This is a genomic window from Sphingomonas sp. 1F27F7B (genome assembly GCF_005503355.1).
Lineage (GTDB): Bacteria > Pseudomonadota > Alphaproteobacteria > Sphingomonadales > Sphingomonadaceae > Sphingomonas.
In genome coordinates this window covers 228,046-248,667 of sequence record NZ_SCMK01000005.1, presented here as the reverse complement: position 1 = coordinate 248,667, position 20,622 = coordinate 228,046, and the positions used below count along the sequence as shown (strand labels likewise).

The 20,622-nt window shown below is 65.5% G+C and carries 9 protein-coding genes; 3 read left to right on the top strand and 6 right to left on the bottom strand.

Going from position 1 to position 20,622, the window contains the following annotated elements; genetic code table 11:
* Positions 1-692 precede the first annotated feature (692 nt).
* Positions 693-899 carry a hypothetical protein gene (locus FFS08_RS06985; RefSeq protein WP_137863549.1) on the top strand — a complete coding sequence of 69 codons (207 nt, stop codon included), beginning with the start codon at positions 693-695 and terminating at the stop codon, positions 897-899.
* Positions 896-2,083, top strand: a complete 1,188-nt coding sequence (locus FFS08_RS06980) for a molybdopterin molybdotransferase MoeA (RefSeq protein WP_137863550.1) — start codon at positions 896-898, stop codon at positions 2,081-2,083. Before FFS08_RS06985 ends, FFS08_RS06980 begins: the two co-directional genes overlap by 4 nt.
* A 47-nt stretch (positions 2,084-2,130) precedes the next feature.
* Here the strand turns inward: FFS08_RS06980 and moaA are convergent, their stop codons facing one another.
* The gene (gene moaA, locus FFS08_RS06975) at positions 2,131-3,126 is read right to left on the bottom strand and encodes a GTP 3',8-cyclase MoaA (RefSeq protein ID WP_137863551.1); all 996 of its coding nucleotides are present in this window, start codon (positions 3,124-3,126) and stop codon (positions 2,131-2,133) included.
* Positions 3,127-3,214: 88 nt separating this feature from the next.
* Between moaA and FFS08_RS06970 the strand changes: the two genes are divergently transcribed.
* Positions 3,215-5,482 (top strand): FdhF/YdeP family oxidoreductase, encoded by a 2,268-nt coding sequence (locus tag FFS08_RS06970; protein ID WP_137863552.1) that lies wholly within the window; start codon positions 3,215-3,217, stop codon positions 5,480-5,482.
* Here the strand turns inward: FFS08_RS06970 and mobA are convergent.
* The 5 genes from mobA to FFS08_RS06945 all read right to left on the bottom strand — a co-directional run bounded on the left by mobA (position 5,479) and on the right by FFS08_RS06945 (position 20,610).
* Positions 5,479-6,018, bottom strand: a complete 540-nt coding sequence (gene mobA / locus FFS08_RS06965; protein ID WP_137863553.1) for a molybdenum cofactor guanylyltransferase — start codon at positions 6,016-6,018, stop codon at positions 5,479-5,481. The two genes, FFS08_RS06970 and mobA, sit on opposite strands and share 4 nt — an antisense overlap.
* The gene (gene fdhD / locus FFS08_RS06960) at positions 6,015-6,791 is read right to left on the bottom strand and encodes a formate dehydrogenase accessory sulfurtransferase FdhD (RefSeq protein WP_137863554.1); all 777 of its coding nucleotides are present in this window, start codon (positions 6,789-6,791) and stop codon (positions 6,015-6,017) included. Before fdhD ends, mobA begins: the two co-directional genes overlap by 4 nt.
* A gap of 566 nt (positions 6,792-7,357) precedes the next feature.
* Positions 7,358-7,558: a hypothetical protein gene (locus FFS08_RS06955; protein ID WP_137863555.1), complete on the bottom strand. Its 201-nt coding sequence runs from the start codon at positions 7,556-7,558 to the stop codon at positions 7,358-7,360.
* A 33-nt stretch (positions 7,559-7,591) separates the two neighbouring features.
* The gene (locus FFS08_RS06950; RefSeq protein WP_137863556.1) at positions 7,592-9,292 is read right to left on the bottom strand and encodes a ShlB/FhaC/HecB family hemolysin secretion/activation protein; all 1,701 of its coding nucleotides are present in this window, start codon (positions 9,290-9,292) and stop codon (positions 7,592-7,594) included.
* On the bottom strand, positions 9,292-20,610 hold the full coding sequence (locus FFS08_RS06945; protein WP_171012502.1) for a YDG domain-containing protein: 11,319 nt from the start codon (positions 20,608-20,610) through the stop codon (positions 9,292-9,294). Before FFS08_RS06945 ends, FFS08_RS06950 begins: the two co-directional genes overlap by 1 nt.
* Between the last annotated feature and the right edge of the window lie 12 nt (positions 20,611-20,622).

The window sequence follows — 20,622 nt, the reverse complement described above, 5'->3', positions numbered from 1 at the left end:
GGTGACGGTCTCCGAGGCCTGCGCCGATGAAGCGATCATCGCAGCCAGGCCGACGCCGAGTAGAAGCCTCATGCGCATACCTCCCCCTTCTTTGGCTTGAAAGAATCGCGGGCGATCCTGCAAGCGGCTTGAGTATTGATGGAAAGCGGTGCCTTGCCAACACGAGAAATCCGCTACGACAATTCAAGCCATTTCGGATGTTATTTTATTAACGGCGATCGCTCATGGAGAATGGGGAAAGATGCAATGCCAACGATAGTATCGAGTAATTTAAGTATCTGAAATTAAATGATTCATCGTGCAACAAAATTGCCCATTCTGTTGCATTCGGGAGCGACGGTTGTTTGCCTTGCCCCCGCAAGCGCAAAGCGGTCGGCGAAGGAAAGCCCCAATTGCGGCGCTCCTGTCGGGTTGAGCAGACAGCTGCTTCGAGATCTCCTGCAGTCACTCCCAATGACCGATGTTGAGGCGCGTTCCGGTCCGGCAGCTTTTGGGCCGGAAGCGGACTGGCGGCTATTGAGCGAGAACAGCAAGAAAGCGGGCATTCTAGCTACCGACGCTGCAGACCTTTCGGTGAACACGGAACATCATGCATCCCAGAGCCTGCGGGAGGCTGGAAGTGCGACCCGGACGACCTAATGGGTCCGAGATGAGAGTAGCGCACCGCTGATGCCCGTGCCAAGACGGGCTCCATGAGCCGGGCTCTCGCCATCGTCGCCTTCGGCCGGCCGGCCGACCGGGTTATTCGCGAACTTGGGCTTGAGATCGACGCGCCGTGCAGCGCCGTCGCCCCGACGCCCTACGACAAGCTGAGCGCGATCGACCGCGGCATGTGGGTTGCCAATTTGCGCCCGACAGCCAGGGCCGGCGGCAGACCGAACCGCTGGTCGGCCGAATGATCGGCTTCGATGAAGCTTGCGAGCGCATTGCCGCGCTGCCGGAACGCACGGCGGTTGAGTGCATCCCGCTCGACCAGGCCGCCGGACGGATTCTTGCCGTCGACATCGTCGCCAGTCTCGACGCCCCGCGCGCCGACGCCTCGGCGATGGACGGCTATGCTGTGCGCGAGGCGGATCTGGCTCGCTTGCCGGCCCGGCTGCGGCTGGCCGGCGAATCCCTTCCCGGCCAGCCCGATCTGCCTGAAGTCGGCGAGAGGGCCTGCGTGCGCATCTTCACCGGTGCCCCGGTTCCACCGGGCGCCGATCGCGTTGTGATCCAGGAGCAGGTGACGCGCGACGGCGGTGTCGTACGCTTCGAGAAGCCGCTCGGGCCTGCCAGGCACATCCGGCCGCAGGGAGGAGACTTTCGCTCTGGAGAGATATTGCTCGCCGCCGGAACGCGGCTCGATGCGCGGTCGATAGTGACGGCGGCGGCGGCCGATCTGCCGGAGATCGAAGTCCATTGCCGGCCGCGCGTGATCGTGCTCGCCACGGGCGATGAGCTGGCGGAACCGGGCACGGCTCGCGCTTCTCCGGTTGCGATTCCCGAAAGTGTGTCCTTCGGCGTCGCTGCCATGGCAGCGCAATGGAGCGGCGCGCCGGCCGGCCGGTACCGGCTGCCCGACGATTCCGGCGTGCTGGAACACGCGGCCCGCGCCGCGCTGGATGCGGCCGACCTGATCGTCGTGACCGGCGGCGCGTCGGTGGGCGAGAAGGATCATGCCAAGACCATGTTCGGGCCGGCGGGCCTCGAATTCATCTTCACCAAAGTCGCCATCAAGCCGGGCAAACCCGTGTGGCTCGGGCGCGCGAGGGGCAAGTTGGTGCTCGGCCTGCCGGGCAATCCGACGTCGGCGCTGGTCGCCGCACGCCTGTTCCTCGCGCCGCTATTGCTGCGCATGAGCGGCGGCGATCCGAGCTCCGCATTGTGCTGGCGGGAGGCCTTGCTGGCCGAGGGGCTTCCGGCGGTTCGCGATCGCGAGACCTTCGCGCGCGCATGCTGGGCCAGAAACCGGGTCATGCCGCTTTCGGACCAGGACAGCGGCGCGCAACGCGCGCTCGCCGCCGCCGAGTTGCTCGTACGTCGCGGCATCGGCGCGCCGGCGCGCGTGGCCGGCGAGACCGTCGACGTGCTCGATTTCTAGGCGAGGATCATTTCGGTGCCGGCGACCGGCAGCACCGCGCCGGGCAGTCAGCCTCCGGTTACGCTCATATGGCGAGCGACGGCGGGCGCCGCGGCGGCGATGTCGAACGCGTGCCGCTTCGGCTTGGCCACCAGCAGCGCGTCGAGCGCCGCTTCGACGCGCGCCGCCCCGCCACGCCGCAACAAGCCGCGCAACTCGACCTTGTCGTCGTGCCCGAGGCAGCCGAACACCGTCCCCGTCGCGGTGATCCGGATGCGGTTGCAACCGGAGCAGAAATTGTTGGTGAGAGGCGTGATGAGGCCCAGTTGCAGCTCCAACCCGGCCACGTCGAAATAGCGTGCCGGCCCGCCGGTCCGGGTGATCGACGGCGTCAGCGTGAACCGCGCCTGGAGATCGGCCTTCACCGCGTCGAGCGGCACGTAGCGGTCGGCCCGGTCCTCGTCGATCGTCCCGAGCGGCATGGTCTCGATCAGGGTAAGATCATGCCCTTCGCCCGCGCACCAGCGCATCATCGGCACGATTTCGTCGTCGTTCAGCCCCTTGAGCACGACCATGTTGATCTTGAGCCGCAGCCCCGCAGCCTTCGCAGCGGCGATGCCAACCAGCACTTGGTCGAGCCTGCCCCGCCGCGTGATCATAGCGAAACGCGCCGCATCGAGGCTGTCCAGGCTGACATTGATCCGCCGGATGCCGCTCTCGAACAGGGCGGACGCCGCCGCCGCGAGCTGGGTCGCGTTCGTGGTCAGGGTAAGCTCGTCGAGCCCCTGGCCGAGTCGTGTGCCGAGCGCGGCTACGAGATCGAGGATGCCACGCCTGACCAGCGGTTCGCCGCCGGTGAGGCGGATCTTGCGCACTCCACGCCGGATCAGGATGTCGCTCAGCTGCTCGATCTCGGCGAAGCTCAGTATCCGGTCCCTGGGCAGGAACGTCATATTCTCGGCCATGCAATAACGGCATCTGAGGTCGCAGCGGTCGGTGACGGACAGCCGGACGTAGGAGATGCGGCGTCCGAAGCCGTCGATCAGGGGCGCCGCGTTGGCCATCGCGGGATGATGCTCCTGCGGGCGCGGCGCGCCAAGCCCCTATGGAGATGACAGGGAATATGTTCTACGAAAGTCGGGGAGTTGCGCGATGGTCGACGACACGCCTCGGTACAAGACCTACAACCATCCGGCCGGTGGCTGGGGCGCCGCGGCGGCGACCGCCAAGGTTCTGCTCGAGCAGAGCGTCATCACCAAGGGCTCGCGTGCCCTCCTCTCGATGAACCAGCCCGGCGGCTTCAAATGCCCGAGCTGCGCCTACCCCGACGCCGACTGCAAGAAGACGCTCGATTTCTGCGAGAATGGCGCCAAGGCACTGGCGCATGAGGCCACCAAATTCCGCGTTACCCGGGATTTCTTTGCACGGCACACCGTCACCGAGCTGATGGAACAGACGGATTATTGGCTGGAGATGCAGGGCCGCCTCACCGAGCCGATGCGCTATGACGCGGCTTCGGACAAATATGTGCCGGTCGGCTGGAACGAGGCGTTCGCCACGATCGGGCGCCATCTCCAGGTGCTGGACAGCCCCGACGAAGCGGAATTCTATACCTCGGGACGCACCCCGAACGAAGCGGCCTTCCTCTATTCCATCTTCGTGCGCGAGTTCGGGACGAACAATTTCCCAGACTGCTCGAATATGTGCCACGAGCCGACCAGCCGCGGCCTGCCGCTCTCGATCGGGATCGGCAAGGGCACCGTGGTCATGGAGGATTTCGAGCATACGGACGCCATTTTCATCCTCGGGCAGAATACCGGCACCAATTCGCCACGCATGATGAGCAACCTGGTCGAGGCGCGGAAACGCGGCGTCCCGATCGTCGCGGTCAATCCGATGCCGGAGCGGGCGCTGATCCGCTTTACCGAGCCGCAGGACATCGTGCAGATGGCGACGTTCGGCTCGACCCCGATCACCAGCGAGTTCGTGCACATCCGGATCGGCGGCGACCTCGCGCTGCTGAAGGGCATGATGAAGGTCATGTTCGAGCGGGAAGCGGCCGGCGAGGCGATTCTCGATCACGATTTCCTCACCAAACACACGGTCGGCATCGAGGCGGTCCGCGACGAGGTCCTGGCCCTCGCATGGCCCGACATCGTCGCCGCGTCCGGCGTCGAGGAGGCGCAGATCCGCCGCTGCGCCGAAATCTATATCCGCGCCCGTGCGACGATGATCTGCTACGGCATGGGCATCACCCAGCAGTTGCGGGGGTCCGAACTGGTCCAGCAGGTCGCGAACCTGTTGCTGCTCAAGGGCAATTTCGGCCGGCCCGGCGCCGGCATCTCGCCCATCCGCGGCCATTCCAACGTCCAGGGCGACCGCACCGTCGGCATCGACGAGAAGCCGTCAACGGCCTATCTCGACCGCGTCCGCGACGTCTTCGGGTTCGACCCGCCCCGCGCCCACGGCCACCACACGGTCGAGAGCGTGGCGGCGATGGAGCGGGGTACCGCCAAGGTCTTCATCGGTCTTGGCGGCAATTTCGTCCGTGCCGTCCCCGACACCGACCGGTCCTATGCGGCGATGCGCAAGCTCGCCTTGACCGTCGGGATCACCACCAAGCTCAACCGCGGCCATCTCGTTCACGGCCGCGAGGCGCTCATCCTCCCCGTCGTCGCGCGTTCCGAGGCGATCCGCACGGCGCTGGGCGAGCAGTTCATCACGATCGAGGATTCCTTCTCGAACGTCAGCTCGTCGCGCGGCGTTCTGGAGCCGGCGAGCCCGGACCTCATGCCGGAGGTGGAGATCGTCTGCCGGATGGCGATGGCGACGCTGCCGGCGAGCAAGGTGCCCTGGGCCGATTATATCGACGACTATGGCCGCATCCGCGACAGGATCGCTGACGTCTATCCGGCGATATACAGCGATTTTTCCGAGCGTATTCAAGCGCCCAACGGCTTCCACCTCGATGTGCCGCCGCGCCGCCGCGTCTGGCAGACCGCCAATGGCAAGGCCAACTTCCTGGTCCTACCCGGCCTTGAGGTGAACGCGCCGGTCGCCGACCCGGAGATGCTGCGCCTCGCCACGGTGCGCTCGCACGACCAGTTCAACACGACGATCTACAGCTACAACGACCGTTATCGCGGCGTGTACAATGATCGCATGGTCCTCTTCATGAACGCCGAGGACCGCACCTGCCGCGGACTGGAGGCTGGATCGCGCGTCGCGCTTGAGACGATCAGCGACGATGGGATCGACCGCCGTGTCGAGGGGCTGACGCTCCTTGACTATCCGATGGCTCGCGGATCGGTCGCCGGCTACTATCCGGAGCTCAATCCGCTTCTGCCGCTCGACTATCACGACAAGACCAGCGGCACGCCGGCCGCCAAGTCCATTCCGGTTCGCGTGGTGGCCGGCTAGCGCGGCGCGGCGCGGGCGGCGGCCGCCTGTGCCAGGTCAGCCGGCGTATTGATGTTCGGCGGCGCAAAATCCCCCACCACCGCCCGCGCGCCGATCCGCGCGGCAAAGGCGCGGACGGATCGTCCGCCATCGCCGGCCAGCTCGGCGTCAAGGTCGGCCAGGGCGGCAGCGGGCCACAGGCCGATGACCGGCTGCCCGGCCAGGCAGGAGGGAGCAGGATCGAGAAGTCGAAGGATGTCGGGTGGCAGCCAGACGCAATCGACGGAGATGCTGAGCACCTGGGCAAACCCCTGGTCGTTGGCATAGGCCAGGGCACCGGCGAGGCCGCCGAGCGGCCCTAGCCCGGGGTGCGGCCGATCGTCGATGGACATCAGGTCGGACGAGGCTCGCCCGGCGATCGCCAGCGCCTCGCAAAAGGGCCGTAGCGCATCGATCGCATGGTCGAGCAGCGTTCGGCCGCGCAGCATCGCCACTGCCTTGTCCGATCCAAAGCGCCGGGATTGGCCGCCGGCCAGAACAACGCCCAGCGTTCTCATGCGATCATCTGCTGCACATCGCTGACGATCAGTGCCGAATCCGTTCGCGCAAGCGCAACCAGCGTCAAGCCGGCCCCCGCCGCCCGCTCGGCGGCCAGGCTGGTCGGCGCGGAGATGGTGACGAGCATCGGGCAGCCGGCGCGCACCGTCTTCTCGACCAGTTCGTAGCTGCACCGCGCGGATAGCAGGATGAACCCGCCCGCCGGATCTATCCCTCCGAGCGCCAGCGCGCCGATCAGCTTGTCGAGCGCGTTGTGCCGGCCGACATCCTCCCGCACGCAAAGGATCTGGCCGTCCGCCGTGCAGAACGCGGCGGCGTGGACCGCGCCGGTCTCCCGGCCGAGCGGTTGATGGTTCCGCAGGGACGCCAGGGAGCGCGCGATGGCGGCGCTGTCCACGCGGATCCGGACGGTGACGTTCGGCAGCGGGCGCAGCACTTCGTCGATATTGTCCATGCCGCACAATCCGCAGCTGCTTTCGGAGACGCGCCGGCGCGCTCGCGCGTGCACGCGTTCCATTCGCTCGGGCGGCAGCCAGATTCGCACGGCCCACCCACCGGCGACCTCATCAACATCGACGCCGTCGACCTCGTCCGGCCGGTCCACCAAATTTTCACCCAGGGCGAAGCCGAGCGCATAGTCGTGAAGGTCGGAAGGCGTGGCCATCATGACCGCATAGCCGAGGCCGCCGACCTCGACCGAGACCGGTGCCTCGATCGGCACGAGCCGCGTCAACGCCTCGTTTCCAGATTCCGCAAGGCCGAGCCGGCGCATGGGAAGCTCGATCGCGCTGGCCGGTGACGGGCTCACGCCGCCGTGGCCCGTCCGGGGCCGGACGCCACTAAGATCGCGGAGCGCGAGAGGCGTGCGGCAACGGGCTGGGCCTCGATAGGCGTCATGGTCGTCCTCCGGATTCGGACCACCCATCATAGGCGCCGATGCCAAGGCGGCGATAGCTGGTTGCCCAGATCGGCTCAGCAGGCTCGAAACGGCGGCGCAAGATCAGCCAGCGCCGCGTGAATATGGCGCGCCATGAGTGATCTAATCTGGCTGTCGGAGGTGCGGATGCGCCGTGTCGATGATGTCCTCGGGCGCCGCATCTGTTGCAGGTCGAACGCCTCGGCGGGGACTTTGATCGCGGCCCCGCCCCTCCTGGAGCGAAACGGACAAAGGCGATGCCGGCGGCTGCGATCTGCTCCACTCTCAGCATGACCGTGCCGCCCCATGGGCTTCGGCGGTACGGTTTCCGGCTCTGCAACCGGCGCGGATGCACCACACGCACTCAGCGACGCTGGCAATGAGGCAGATGATGCGCCGGGCGCAATCGAAACCGGGCGCCCTCAACGCTCGTACCGGCGCGGCCAGATCATGGCCGTGACAGATCGAATGGCGTTGCCGCCATCGGCCGGCACTTCATCTGCGTCGCCAGGAGCATGGATCATCGCCAGCTCAATGCCGGTCACGCTGGCCTCCGGTGCATGCACGGCCGAGGTGATGCCGGTGATCGCCAGCATCGGCGCGGCAATGAAAGGCAGCAACAACCCTATCGCCCCACCGCATGGCACGGCATCGGCTCAGAACCCGATGGTCGCGATGATCGACGCCCGCGTCTTCTTCTCGGTCTCGAACGGCGCCCGCTTCAGCTGGCGCCCGACCTGGAGCTGCAGGTCGAGATGCCGGCCGATCCCGTAGTTCACGTTGAAGCCGACGCTGGCCAGTTCGTCGCGATGCGGGAGATCGGGATAGGGCGTGGGCTGCCACAGGCTGGCATAGTCCATGAACACGCCGAACTGAAGATAATCGTCCATCTTCTTGTCGAGCAGATGGAAGACCGGCGTGCGCAGCTCGGTGCTGAGCAGCAGGCCTTCGCTGCCGAGCGCGGTGTTTGGATCATAGCCGCGTACGCTGCCGATGCCGCCGCCGCCAAGCTGCTCGCTGTTGGGCAGGTTGCCCGTCGCCCCCTGGAACATGCCGCGCACGATCCAGGTGACACCCTTGGGCAGGAAAGTGGTGCGCGTCACCGAGATGCGGCCATAGCCATAGGTCGCGTCCGAATAGGGCACGAGCAGGTTGAGCGCGGCATCCTTGTTGTGCGCAGTCACTCCGCCCGGCGAGAAGGTCCAGCTTGCGTCGACCACGGTGCGGCCGCCGCCATCAATGAAGGTACCGTTATAGGTGACGGGGATCTGGAATATCTCCACCGCGGAATCGAGGATGCGGAAACCCAGAAAGTCCAGGTTGTTGTCGGTGCGCTTGTAATCCACCCCGATCTGGAGGTTATGCTTCACGCGGGTCGAGCCCGGCAAATCATGCGCCCAGCGGCCGCTGATCTGCCCCGAATGCCCCTTGCTCTTGAAGATCGGGCCGAGATCAGGATCCTGGATCGCATAGGCGCCAAAGAACAGCAGTCGATCGTCCGGGCCGAGCGGCACGGTGTCGCTCACCGAATGCGAGGTATAGCGGCCCTTGAAGCTGCGGGTGAACTGGTAGGACAGTATCTGCCCCGTGCCGAGCACATTCCCCCAGTTGAAACCGGCATACCATTCGTCGCGCCCCAGCAGCGCCGTACCCTGATTGTCGTAACCGCCATAGACGCGAAGCGGGAAGGTCTCCTTCGCCTCGAGATTGATGTCGGTCACCCCCGTCTCCGCGCCAGGACTGGCGATGGCATTGATCGTGACGAAGGGGTTCTGGTTATAGTCGTCGAGAGCCTTGCGCAGCCGCGGCAGCGTGGGCTGTTCACCGCTGTGCAAGTCGCCCATCCCGCGGATCAGCCGGCCGGAGAAATGCTTGTTGCCGGTCACGCGTATCTCGCCGACGCGGTAGGGCGTGACGACGAACTGCACGACGCCCGACTGCACATTCTGCGGCGGCACGCTGACCTCCAGGAAAGGCTGTTCCGCGGCGCGATAAGCGTCACGCACCAGCCGGGCGATCGCGTTCAGTCCTGCACGGGTGAGCGGGCGACCAAGATAGGACCGCACGCGGGCAGCGAATTCGGGGGTCTGAAGCAGCGGCAGATCCGGTGCGGCCAGGCCGCCGGGCATGTCGGTGACAGGCCGAACCGCCGCGATGCCGTTGACGAATACGACACCCTTGAGTTCGGGCACCAGCACCGTCTGATCGTCCACCGGCGGCGGAGCCTGATCGGGGACCCTCACCTCGGCTGGCGCCGGCGCCGGGGGCAGCTTCGGGACTACGCGCTTGAAATCCTGGGCGGCAGCGGGAGTCGCGGCGGCGAGCGCGGCCAGCGACAGGCATGCAAGGCGGCGCATCAGGGCTTGGTCTCCTCAAGATCGAGCGGCGCTGGGGTTTGCTCGGGCGGGAAGAGGATCGTGAAGGTCTTGCCCGCTTCACCCTGCATCAGGATCGCCTCGGGCGAGTTGATCGTCGGCATGCCGGTGCGGATCAGCAGGCCGCCCGGAATGGGAGTGACGCTCGCCTGGCGCAGCACGCCCGGCAGGCCGGCAAGCCCGTTGGTCCGCGCGAAATACGGCGTGTAGGCCGAGGGATAGGGGATGTAGAAGCGCGGCACGCCGAACAGTTGGGCCAGCCCGTTGAGCTCGCAATCGGTGGCATAGGGGACTGCGCAGGCAGTGCCCGACCGGGTAATCTCGCCCGGGCCGACCGCAACCGAAGGCAGATTGTAGTTCGAGAGCAAAGTGCCCTGGTTCGCGGAATAGTCCCCGGGATCGAGGGATACGCTCACCTGATGAGTCCCGGGCCTTGCACTGGCATAGTTACCATGGGTCTCGGTGATGATCGCCCCTTCTCCCGGTACGAAGCCGCCGATGGTGAAGTCCGATGCGCCAAGCGTGGCACTGGTGTTACCGTCAAAGGGCTTGGTGGGGTTGCCGGTGACGGTGACGACGAGGTCGGCCCGGTTGATCAGGCCCGCGCCGGTCGCGCCGGCCGGCAGGATATAGTTGGACAGCAACGTGCCCTGGCTCGCGGCGAAATCGGAAGCGACCAGACTGGTAGTGACGGTACGCGCCCCGGCGTTGGCGGAACTGTAGATCCCGGCATTGCGGGTGACCATTGCGCCTTCCCCGGCGACGAAGCCGGTAAGCGCGAAATTGCCGGCAGTCAGCGTGGCGAGCGTCGTGCCGTCATAGGTCTTGGTCGGCGTGTTGACGATCGCAGCTGTCAGCAAGGCGCGGTCGATCTGCCCGGCGCCGCTCGCGCTGACGGGCAGTACATAATTTCCGAGCAGCGTGCCCGCATTCGCCGCGAAGTCCTGGCTCGCCAGGATCACCGTCACGGTGCGCGCGCCCGCGTTGGGCGTGTCGTAATTGCCCGTCGCCTGATTGATCGTTGCTCCCTCGCCCGCGATGAACCCGATCAACTGGTAGTTGGCGGCGGTTAGCGCGGCAGCGGTGGTGCCGTTGTAGATACGCGTCGGGTTGCCGATGATCGCAGCGGTGAGCATTGCGCGATTGATCGTTCCGGGCCCCATGGCGCTGGTCGGCAGGATGTAGTTGGCGAGATCGGTACCCGCATTGGCGGTGATGTCCCCCGAGCCGAGCAGCGCGGTCACCAGCCAGGATCCGGCATTGGACGAGGCATAGCTGCCCGAGCCCTGGCTCACGACCGCCCCCTCGCCGCTCGCAAAGCCGGAGAGCGCGTAATTGGCCGAAGTGAGCACGGCGACGGCATTGCCGTCATAGGTCTTGCCGGGATTACCGATGATCGCCGCCGTCAGCACGGCGCGATTGATCGTGCCGAGTCCGTTGGCGCTCGTCGGCAAGGCGTAATTGGCCAGATTGGTACCGGCATTCGCCGTGAAATCGCCGCTGCCGAGATTGGCGGTGACGAGATGCGCGCCGGCCTGGGCAGTGGCATAGCTGCCGCTGGTCTGACTCACGCTGGCCCCCTCGCCGGCGATGAAGCCGCTCAGCTGGTAGTTGCCAGGGATCAGCGTGGCCAGCGTGGTACCGTCATAGGCTTTGCCGGGGTTACCGATGATGATCGCGCTGAGTATTGCCTGGTCGATCCGGCCGAGCCCGGTGGCGGTGGCGGGCAGTACATAGTTGGAGAGCAGCGTGCCGGCATCGGCGGTGAAATCGCCTGCAGCGAGCGTGGCAGTGACGAACCGCGTGCCGGCATCGGCGCTTGCATAGGTGCCCGCCGTCTGCGTGACTGTCGCGCCTTCGCCCGCGACGAAGCCGCCTAGCTGGTAGTTGCCGGAATTGAGCGTGGCGAGCGTGGTCCCGTCATAGGTCTTGGTCGGCATGCCGATCACGATCGCGCTGAGCACTGCCGGGCTGATCAGCCCGGGGCCGGCGGCGCTGGTGGGCAGGATGTAATTGGCCAGGTTGGTGCCGGCATTGGCAGTGAAGTCGCTGCCGGTGAGCGTGGCATTCACGGCACGCGAGCCGGCATTGGCGGAGGCATAGGTGCCGGCGGTCCGGGTCACGGTCGCCCCCTCGCCTGCGACGAAGCCGGCGAGCTGGTAGTTGCTGCTCAGCAGCGTGGCGATATCCGTCCCGTCATAGACCTTGTTGGGTGTGCCGATGATGCTCGCCAGGATCTGGGCCTGGATGATCGTTCCCGTGCCGCTGGCGCTGAGTGGCAGGACATAGTTGGAGAGCAGTGTCCCGCTGTTCGCAGTGAAGTCTCCCGCGGACAGGCCCGCCATGACCGTCCAGGTGCCCGCGTCGGCGCCGCCATAGGTGCCTGCCGTCCGGGTGACGGTCGCGCCTTCGCTGCCGATGAAGCCCGTGAGCTGGTAGTTGGCGGAAGTCAGCGTGGCGGTGGTGCTGCCGTCATAGACCTTGGTCGGGTTGCCGATAATCGCGGCGGTGAGCGTGGCGCGATCGATCGTGCCGATACCGGAAGCACTGACCGGCAGGATATAGTTGGTCAGCAACGTGCCGGGATTGGCGACGAAATCGGCGCTGCCTAGGCTGGCCAGGATCGTGCGGACGCCTGCATCGGCGATGTTGTACCGCGCCGTGGTTTCGGTGACGGTAGCGCCCTGACCAGATACGAACCCCAGCAGCTGATAGTTCGCGCTGGTGATCTGCATGCCGATCGTGCCGTCATAGACTTTGGTCGGATTGCCGATGATCAACGCAGTCAAGGTCGCGCGCGTGATCAGGCCGGCACCGCTGGCGCCGGCCGGCAAAGTGTAGTTGCTGAGCAACGTACCCGAGTTTGCGACGAAATCTCCGATGCCCAGTCCAACCGTGACCTGACGGAAGCCCGCATCGCTCGACGCATAGGTGCCACTCGTCTGGGTCACCGTCGCCCCCTCGCCTGCGACGAAACCGGTGAGCTGGTAGTTCGCCGAAGTCAGCGTGGCGAGATTGGTGCCGTCATAGACCTTTTCCGGAACACCAGTCACCGCGGCGGTGAGCGCGCGCTGGTTGATCAGCCCGGCGCCGCTGGCGCTGGTGGGCAGGATATAGTTGTTGAGCAGCGTCCCGCCCGTGGCAGTGAAATCGCTTGCCAGAAGATTCGTCGTCACGTTCCGGGATCCGGCATTGGCCGAGCTGTAGGCGCCGCTGGTGCGGGTCACCACCGCGCCCTCGCCGCTGACGAAACCCGTCAGGCCGAAATTGGTGCTGGTCAGCGTGGCTATCGCATTGCCGTCATAGATCTTGGTCGGCGTGTTGATGATCGCAGCGGTCAGCATCGCCTGGGTGATCGTGCCGGCGCCGGTGGCCATGGTCGGCAACACATAGTTGGCGAGATCGGTCCCAGCATTCGCGGTGAAGTCGCCCGCTGCGAGCAGCACATCCACCGTCCGCGATCCCGCATTGACCGAGTCATAACTGCCGGCTGTCTGGGTGACAGTCGCCCCCTCCCCCGTGACAAAGCCGGTCAGCTGATAGTTGGCGCCGGCGAGGATGGCGTCGTCCGTGCCGTCATAGACCCGGCTGGGGTTGCCGATGACCAGCGCGGTGAGCACTGCACGGCTGATCAGGCCCGGCCCGGTCGCAACCCCGGGCAGTACATAGTTGGAAAGCAGCGTGCCCGGATTGGCAGCGAAGTCTCCGGCGGCGAGCGACACGGTGACCAGCTGGTTGCCGGCGTTGGCAGCGGCATAGGTGCCGTCGGTCCGGGTGATCGTTGCGCCTTCGCCGATGACGAAGCCGGTAAGCTGATAGTTGGACGAAAGCAGCGTGGCGATCATGTTGCCGTCATAGGTCTTGGTCGGCGTGCCGATCACTGCCGCGGTGAGAGCCCGCTGGTCGATCTGGCCCGTGCCGCTCGCGCTGGTCGGCAGCACATAGTTGGAAAGCAGCGTGCCCGCATTGGCGGTGAAGTCGCCCGCAACGAGGGTCGTCGTCACCGTGTGCCCGCCCGCGTTGGCACCGTCATAGCTGCCCGCGGTTTGCGTGACCGTCGCCCCTTCCGACAGGAAGAAGCCGGTCAGCTGATAGTTGGCGCCGGCAAGTGCCGCGGCAGTGTTGCCGTCATAGATCTTGGTCGGGCTGCCGATGATCGCGATCGCCAGCGCCGCGGGATTGATCATGCCTGCGCCGCTGGCGCTGGTCGGCAGGTCATAATTGTTCAGGTCGGTGCTGGTGCCTGCGACGATGAAGCCGTTGATATTGGCCGTAACCGTGGTGGCGGTGAGAACATCGGGGGAGTTGTAGCTGCCCATCGTCTGGCTCACGGTTCCGCTTTCACCTGCGACGAACCCGGTCAGTTGATAGTTGGACGAAAGCAGTGCGGCCGCCGTCGTGCCGTCATAGGTTCGCGTCGGCGTGCCGATGATCGCCGCGGTCAGCGGCGCGCGGGTGATCGTGCCGATCCCCAGGTTCGTGATCGACGGCGCGATCGAGTAGTTGCCCGAGTCCGCGCCGGTGACCTGCAGATTGCCGATCGAGACAAGGATGGCAGTGTTGACGTTCTTGTCGCCATAGCCGCCGCTCGCCACCGCCGCTGCGGTATCGATCGTCACGGTATCGCCCGGCACTATGCCGCTCAGCGTATACGCGCCCGCCGTACCCGGCAGCGCGGTGGTGCCGTCATAGACCTTGGTCACGCCGGTGAGGGTAAGCAGTGCCTGGGTGATGTTTGCCGAAAGACCGGCGGGCTGCTGCAGTGTATAGTTGCCGAAGGAATTGTTATCGAGCGTGTAACCCGATGCCGTCACGATGATGCCGGTGCCGACATTTTTGGTAGCGAACTGGCCGGTCGCCGTGCTGCTGTTCAGCGCCACGGTGTCACCCGGCACGACGTTGTTGAGCGTCGCGCCCGCGTTGTTGAGCGTGGCGACAGTGTTGCCGTCATAGATCTTGTTGCCGGCGATCACCCCCGAGACAGTGAGCATCCGGGGATCGATCGTGCCGTTGCCGGTGGCGCTGGTCGGCAGGATATAGTTGGAGAGCGCGGTAGCGCCGGCGACGTCGAAATTGCCGGCCGTCAGGGTCGCGGTGACCGACCGGGTGCCGGCATTGACCGAGCCGTAGGTGCCCAGGGTCTGGTTGATCGTCGCACCTTCGCCGGCGACGAAGCCGGTGATCTGGTAGTTGCCCGTGGCCAGCGTAGCGACGTCGTTGCCATCATAGGTCTTGGTGGGATTGTTGACGATCGCGGCAATGAGCTGCTTCGGATCGATAATACCGATCGGCTGGCTAGCGACGCTCGGGTCAACGAAATAGTTGCCGGCGCTGGCGCCGCCGAGCATCAGGCCGGTCACCGTGACCGGAATGCCGTTGTTCACCGTGGTGCCCGAAAGCGAGCCAGCGACATTCTTGTCGGCATAGGCGCCGCCGATGCCCGCCAGATTAGCTGACACCGTGTCGCCCGCGATCACGCCGTCGAACAGATAGCCGGAGGCATCGGTGGGCAGAGTGACATCGCCGGTATAATCGCGGCGCACTGCGATCAGGAAGACCTGCTTGGGATCGATCGTCGCGCTGAGACCGACCGGCTGGAACAGCTGATAGTTTCCGGCGTCTGCGCCCGAAATGCTGTATCCGGTGGCGGTGACAGGCTTGCTGGCGCCGGCATTGGCGTTAGTGAAATTGCCGGTGCTCGTCAGATTGAGAGTCACCAGGTCGCCCGCATAGACGGTGGCGAGCGCGGTATTGGTGTTGTCGATCTGCGCCGTGGTGGTGCGATCATAGGTCTTGCGCTGCGCCACAGCGCCGACGACATCGAGCCGCGCCGGGGTGATGATGCCGATATTCTGGTTCGTGGCCGTTGTCGCGATCGTATAGTTCGCCGCGTCCGCACCGCCGATCGCGACGCCCGACACGGTGACGCCCTTGCCGGTGCCTACATTCTTGTCGGCATAATTGCCGGTGATCCCCGCGGCGTTGACGAATACCGTGTCGCCGGCGACGACGCCGCTCAGCGTATAGGCGCTGTTCGCGGTCGGCAGGCCGGTAGTTGAATCATAGACCTTGATGACCGACGCGAGCGAGATCGTCGCCTCAGTGATATTCGCGGCCAGCCCGGTCGGCTGCAGCAGCGTGTAGTTCAGCGCATCGATACCGGTGATGCCGTAGCCGGTTGCGGTAACGGCGATGTTGGTGCCGACATTCTTGGTCGCGAAGGCGCCGCTGGCACCGCCCGAAACCAGCGTGACGACATCGCTGCCGAGAAGACCCGACAGGCCGCCGCCCGCGCTGTTCAGCGTCGCGACGGTTGCACCGTCATAGACTTTGTCGTTGGCCAGAATGCCGATCACGTGCAGCTGGGCCCGGGTGATCGTGCCGGTGCCCGCAGCGCTGACCGGCAGCAAATAGTTGGAGAGCAGCGTACCGCTGTTCGCGGTGAAATCGCCCGAGCCAAGCGTGGCGGTGACACCGCGGGTGCCGACATTCTTCTCGCCATAGGCGCCCACGGTCTGATTGACGGTCGCGCCCTCGCCCGCAACGAAGCCGTCCAGCTCGTAGTTGGAGGCACCCAGTGTCGCGACAGTGGTCGCGTCATACACCTTGGTCGGGTTGCCCACGATCGCGGCGGTCAGGATCGCCTGGTTGATCGTGCCCGCACCGGAGATCGTGCCGGGCAGGATGTAGTTGCTGAGCAGCGTACCGGCATTGGCGACGAAATCGGAAACCACCAGCGTCGCGGTCACCGTGCGCCCACCGGCATCGGCGCTGTCATAGGCAGCACCGGCGGACTGGGCGATCGATCCGCCTTCGCCCGCGATGAAGCCGGTCAGCGAATAATTACCGGCACCCAGCGACACGCTCCTCGTGCCATCATAGGTCTTGGTCGGGTTGCCGGTGATCGTGCCGATCAGCGTCACAGGATTGATGTCGGCGGTCAGCCCGGTCGGCTGGCTGAGCGAATAATTGCCGGCCTGGGCGCCGGCGATGGTGAAGCCACCAATATTCACCCGCAGATCGGCACCGACATTGGACTGGAGGAAGCTGCCGGTCGATGCGGCGCCATCGAGCATCACCGTGTCGCCGCCCAGCACGCCGACGAGCACGGGCGATCCGCCCAGCGTAGCGGTCGTGTTGCCGTCATAGAGTTTGTCGTTGGCGATCAGCCCTGCGATCGTCAGCCCGCGCCGAGTGATGTTGGCGGTGATTCCGCTCGGCTGGAAGAGCTGGTAATTGGCGGCATCTGCACCTGAAATCGTGTAACCTGCCACCGTCACAGCGATCCCGTTGCCGACATTCGCTGTGGCGAAGGTCCCGGTCGATCCCACCGAGCTCAACACGACATCGTCGCCCGAGATGGCACCGAACAGGCTCGCGGTCCCCGTCAGCTGCGCAGCGGTCGTCTGGTCATAGACCTTGTTCAGCGCTGAAACGTTCAGGACGTTGAGCGGCGCCGGCGTGATCGTGCCGGGTCCGGTCGCCACCGTGGGCAGCGTGTAGTTGGTGAGCAAGGTGTTCGCGCCGGCGATGAAATTGGCCTGGCTCGGGAAATTGACGGTGAGCGTGCGGTTGCCGGCATCGTCGCTGTCGAAATTGCCGATATTGCCGGGCGTCACCGTGACGCTCTCGCCCGCCACCACGCCGGTGATGGTGAACACGTCATTGGTGAGACCGATGCGCGTCTGACCGTTATAGACACGGGTGGGATTGCCCGTGATCGCGATGCTCAGCGGTGCCTTCAGGATCGTGCCGATGCCGGTCGCCACCGTGGGCAGCGTGTAGTTGTTGAGGTTGGTGCCAGGGGAGGGATTGAAGTCGCCCGGGGCAAGCTGCACCGTCACAGCCTGGGGGCCGGCATCGATGCCGCCATATTGGCCCACCGTCTGGGTGATGATGGCCCCCTCACCCGCAATGAACCCGCCCAGCGTATAGTCGCCGGGCACAAGCGTCGCGATGTTGTTGCCGTCATAGATCTTGGTGGGATTGCCGGTGATGTCGACATAGATCACGCCCGGCCCAAGGTTGCGCCGGACGATCGTCCCCAGGCCGGTGGCCGTCGCGGGAATATAGTAGTTCGACATCAACGTGCCCGCGAAGGGATCGAAATTGCCGCCGTTCAGCACCGAGGTGACTGTCCACACACCGGCATCCGAAGAGGCATAGGTGCCGTTCGGCTGGTTGACCGCTGCGCCCTCGCCGGTGATGAAGCCGTCCACCTGATAATTGGACGGGCCCAGCGAAGCGCTGTTGTTGCCGTCATAGGTCTTGGTCGGGTTACCGATGATCGTGATATGCAGTGGCGCCGGCGTGATTTCGCCCTGGATCGTGCCAAGCGTCGGCAGGATATAGTTGGAAAGCAACGTGTTCGGCCCGGCCTGGTAATCGGACGGATTCAGCGCGACATCGACGTTCCAGATGCCGACATTCTTCGAGGCATAATTCACCCCCGATGCCTGGGTGATGAAGATCGACTCTCCAGCAACAAGGTTGCCGAGCCCGACTTGCGAGGAATCGACCACGGCGTTGGTCGTGCCATCATAGACCTTGGTCAGCATGGCGTTGCCGCTGATCGTCAGCGGCCGCGGCGTGATATTGGCGGTCAGGTTCGAGGCGAAGTTGAGGTTGTAGTTGCCGCCATCGACGCCGCCCAGCCCGATACCCGAGATGGTGACGCCGATCGCATTGCCTACGTCCTTCTGCGCAAAGGCGATCTGCGCACCGGTGCCGGCAACCGGGATTACGTCGTCTCCGACGACGATACCGCTGATGACCAGGCCATCGGTGTTGACTGAGGCGAAGCGCGTGCCGTCATACACCTTGTCGTTGGCGACCAGGCCGGTGACCAGGATATCGCGCGGGGTGATGTTGGCGGCAAGGCCAGTCGGCTGGCTGATGACGTAATTGCCCGCACTGGCCCCGCTCAGCACGAAGCCGGTGCCCGTGACTGCAATCGCATTGCCGACATTCTTCGTCGCGAACACGCCGGTGGCACCGGCCGCATCGAGTGTCACCGTGTCGCCGGGCACCACGCCGAAAATTGTCGCGCGGGCAGTATTGAGCAGAGCGGTCGTGTTGCCGTCATAGATCTTGTCGTTGGCGGTCACACCGCTGATCAGGATCTTGGCCGCATTGATCAGTCCCGCTCCGGTTGCGGTGGTGGGCAGGACATAGTTGGTGAGCAGCGTGCCGCTGCCCGCGGAGAAATTCGGTGCCTGCAATGTGGCGTCGACCGTGCGGGAACCGGCACCGGCACTGTCATAGGCCGCGCTCGCCGCGCCGGTGATCGCGATGCTTTCACCCGAGACCACGCCGGTCAGCTGGAAATTCGCCGATGTGAGCGCAACGGCCGTGGTCGCGTTATAGGTCTTGGTCGGCGTGCCGATGATCCCGGCGGTCAGTACCGCGCGGTCGATGGTGCCCACCGCCGCGGTGACCATGGGCGTGGTGACGCTATAGCCATAGACCGGGACGCCGCCGCGGTTCGCCAGGAAGTTGCTGGCAGTCACTTCGATCCCGTTGCCGGCATTCTTCGAGGCGTAGATCCCGTCGAGCGTGAAATCGTCGCCATTGACCAACCCGGTCAGGTTCACGTTGCTCGCGCCCAGCACGATGTCGGGCGTGCCGTCATAGGTCTTGGTGACTGCGCCGAGCGTGAAACTGACGCTGGGCGCCTCACGATATTTGCGGCTGTTGCCAGTCGTCGGCGCGCCGGTGGCGTTGAGATAGTCGTAGAGATAGTAATCCGGCGTCAGGCCGCCGTCGCTCGAATTGGCGGCATCGTCGCTCACGATGGACCAGGTGCCGCCGCTCGAGCTAACAGCGCCTGCCCCAGCCAGATTGGTGAAGCTGGCGCCCACAATGTCGACATTGCCAGTGCCGCTCAGCGATCCCCCGGCGTTGATCGTCACTGCGCCAGCGATCTGCGCAAGCACTGCTCGACCCGAAACGGCCGCGCCCACGCTTAGCGCGCCCTGCGCGTTGAGCGTGATGTCTCCCGGTCCGGTGATCGCGGCATTGATCGCGATATTTCGATAGGCATCGATGGTGAGGTTGCCCGTCGGCTGGGTCCAGACGATCGGCGAAGCGACGGTGATATCGCCCACCCCGCCGGTCCCGCCGGCGGTGGTTTGCACCATGACCGTAGAGCCGCCCGCATTGAGCGAGGTCACGATGCCGGTCGCTGCGGCGGCATCGATCACCAGGTCATCCGGGTCGATCAGCCAGATGCCGCCGGTGCCCGGCAGGATCCTGGCCGGGCCGAGATCGAAGCTATGCCCTGACGTCTCGATCAGCCCGCCCCCGCCCGGGCCGCCGGTGCTGATCCGTGCGCCATCCGCGATCACGGTGCTGTGCGCCAGCCCCTCGCCGGTGCCATAGCCGGACGTGCCGATCAGCACCTGTCCTCCGCGCGTGCCCGCCGCGGACAGGTTGGCGGTTCCCGCCAGGATTATGTCATGGCCGTTGACGCCGATCCGCCCGCCGCTGCCATCGGCATTCACTGCCTTGAGCGTGCCGGATACTTCCACCTTGCCCTGCGGCGCGGTGAGCCAGAGTTGACCATCGATCGTCGCGGATCCGGTGGCCTGGATCAGTCCGTCGCGATTGCCGGCGAGCGCGAAGATGTTGCCGTTCGCCGCGCGCAGCGCGACCGAAGCCGCTTCGATCCGGCCGGTTTGGGTCACGTCGCCACGCCCGCCGGCGACGGAGACATAGATGCCGTCCGACTTGCCATCGGTGGCGGCGAGCAGCACCTCGTCGGCGGCCGCCAGCGTTACATGGCCCTGCCCGGCCACGATGGAGCCGTTGTTCTCCACCGCGCGAGCGATCATCACCACGCTACCGGTCCTCGAGACGATCGATCCGGCATTGACGATCGCGCCGTCGGAACTGCCCTTCGCCGTCAGCGCGCCGCCGGCCATGAACGTATCGCCGTCGATCGCCCGGGTCGAGGCGACGAAGCTGCCGCCGGTGAGCACCTGCCCGCCCGGGCCGACGACCACGCCATGCGGGTTCATCAGATAGACCGATCCCGTCGCGGTCAGCATGCCGTCGATCCGCGACAGCGTGCCGCCATTCACCCGGTTGAGCGTGGCGCCGCTGCCGTTGAGGATCGATACCTGATGATCGGCGGCGATCGAGAAATCATGCCAGTCGATCACCCCGCGATCCGAGCTCTGGGTGATCGTCATCGTCGACGGACCGGGCTGGATCGTGCCGCTCCCCGCAGTGAACACGCCGCCGCTCGGCATGGGCGGAGCGCTCTGTGCGAAAGCCGGTGCCGCGGTCGCCAGGAGCATCGCCGCGCCAAG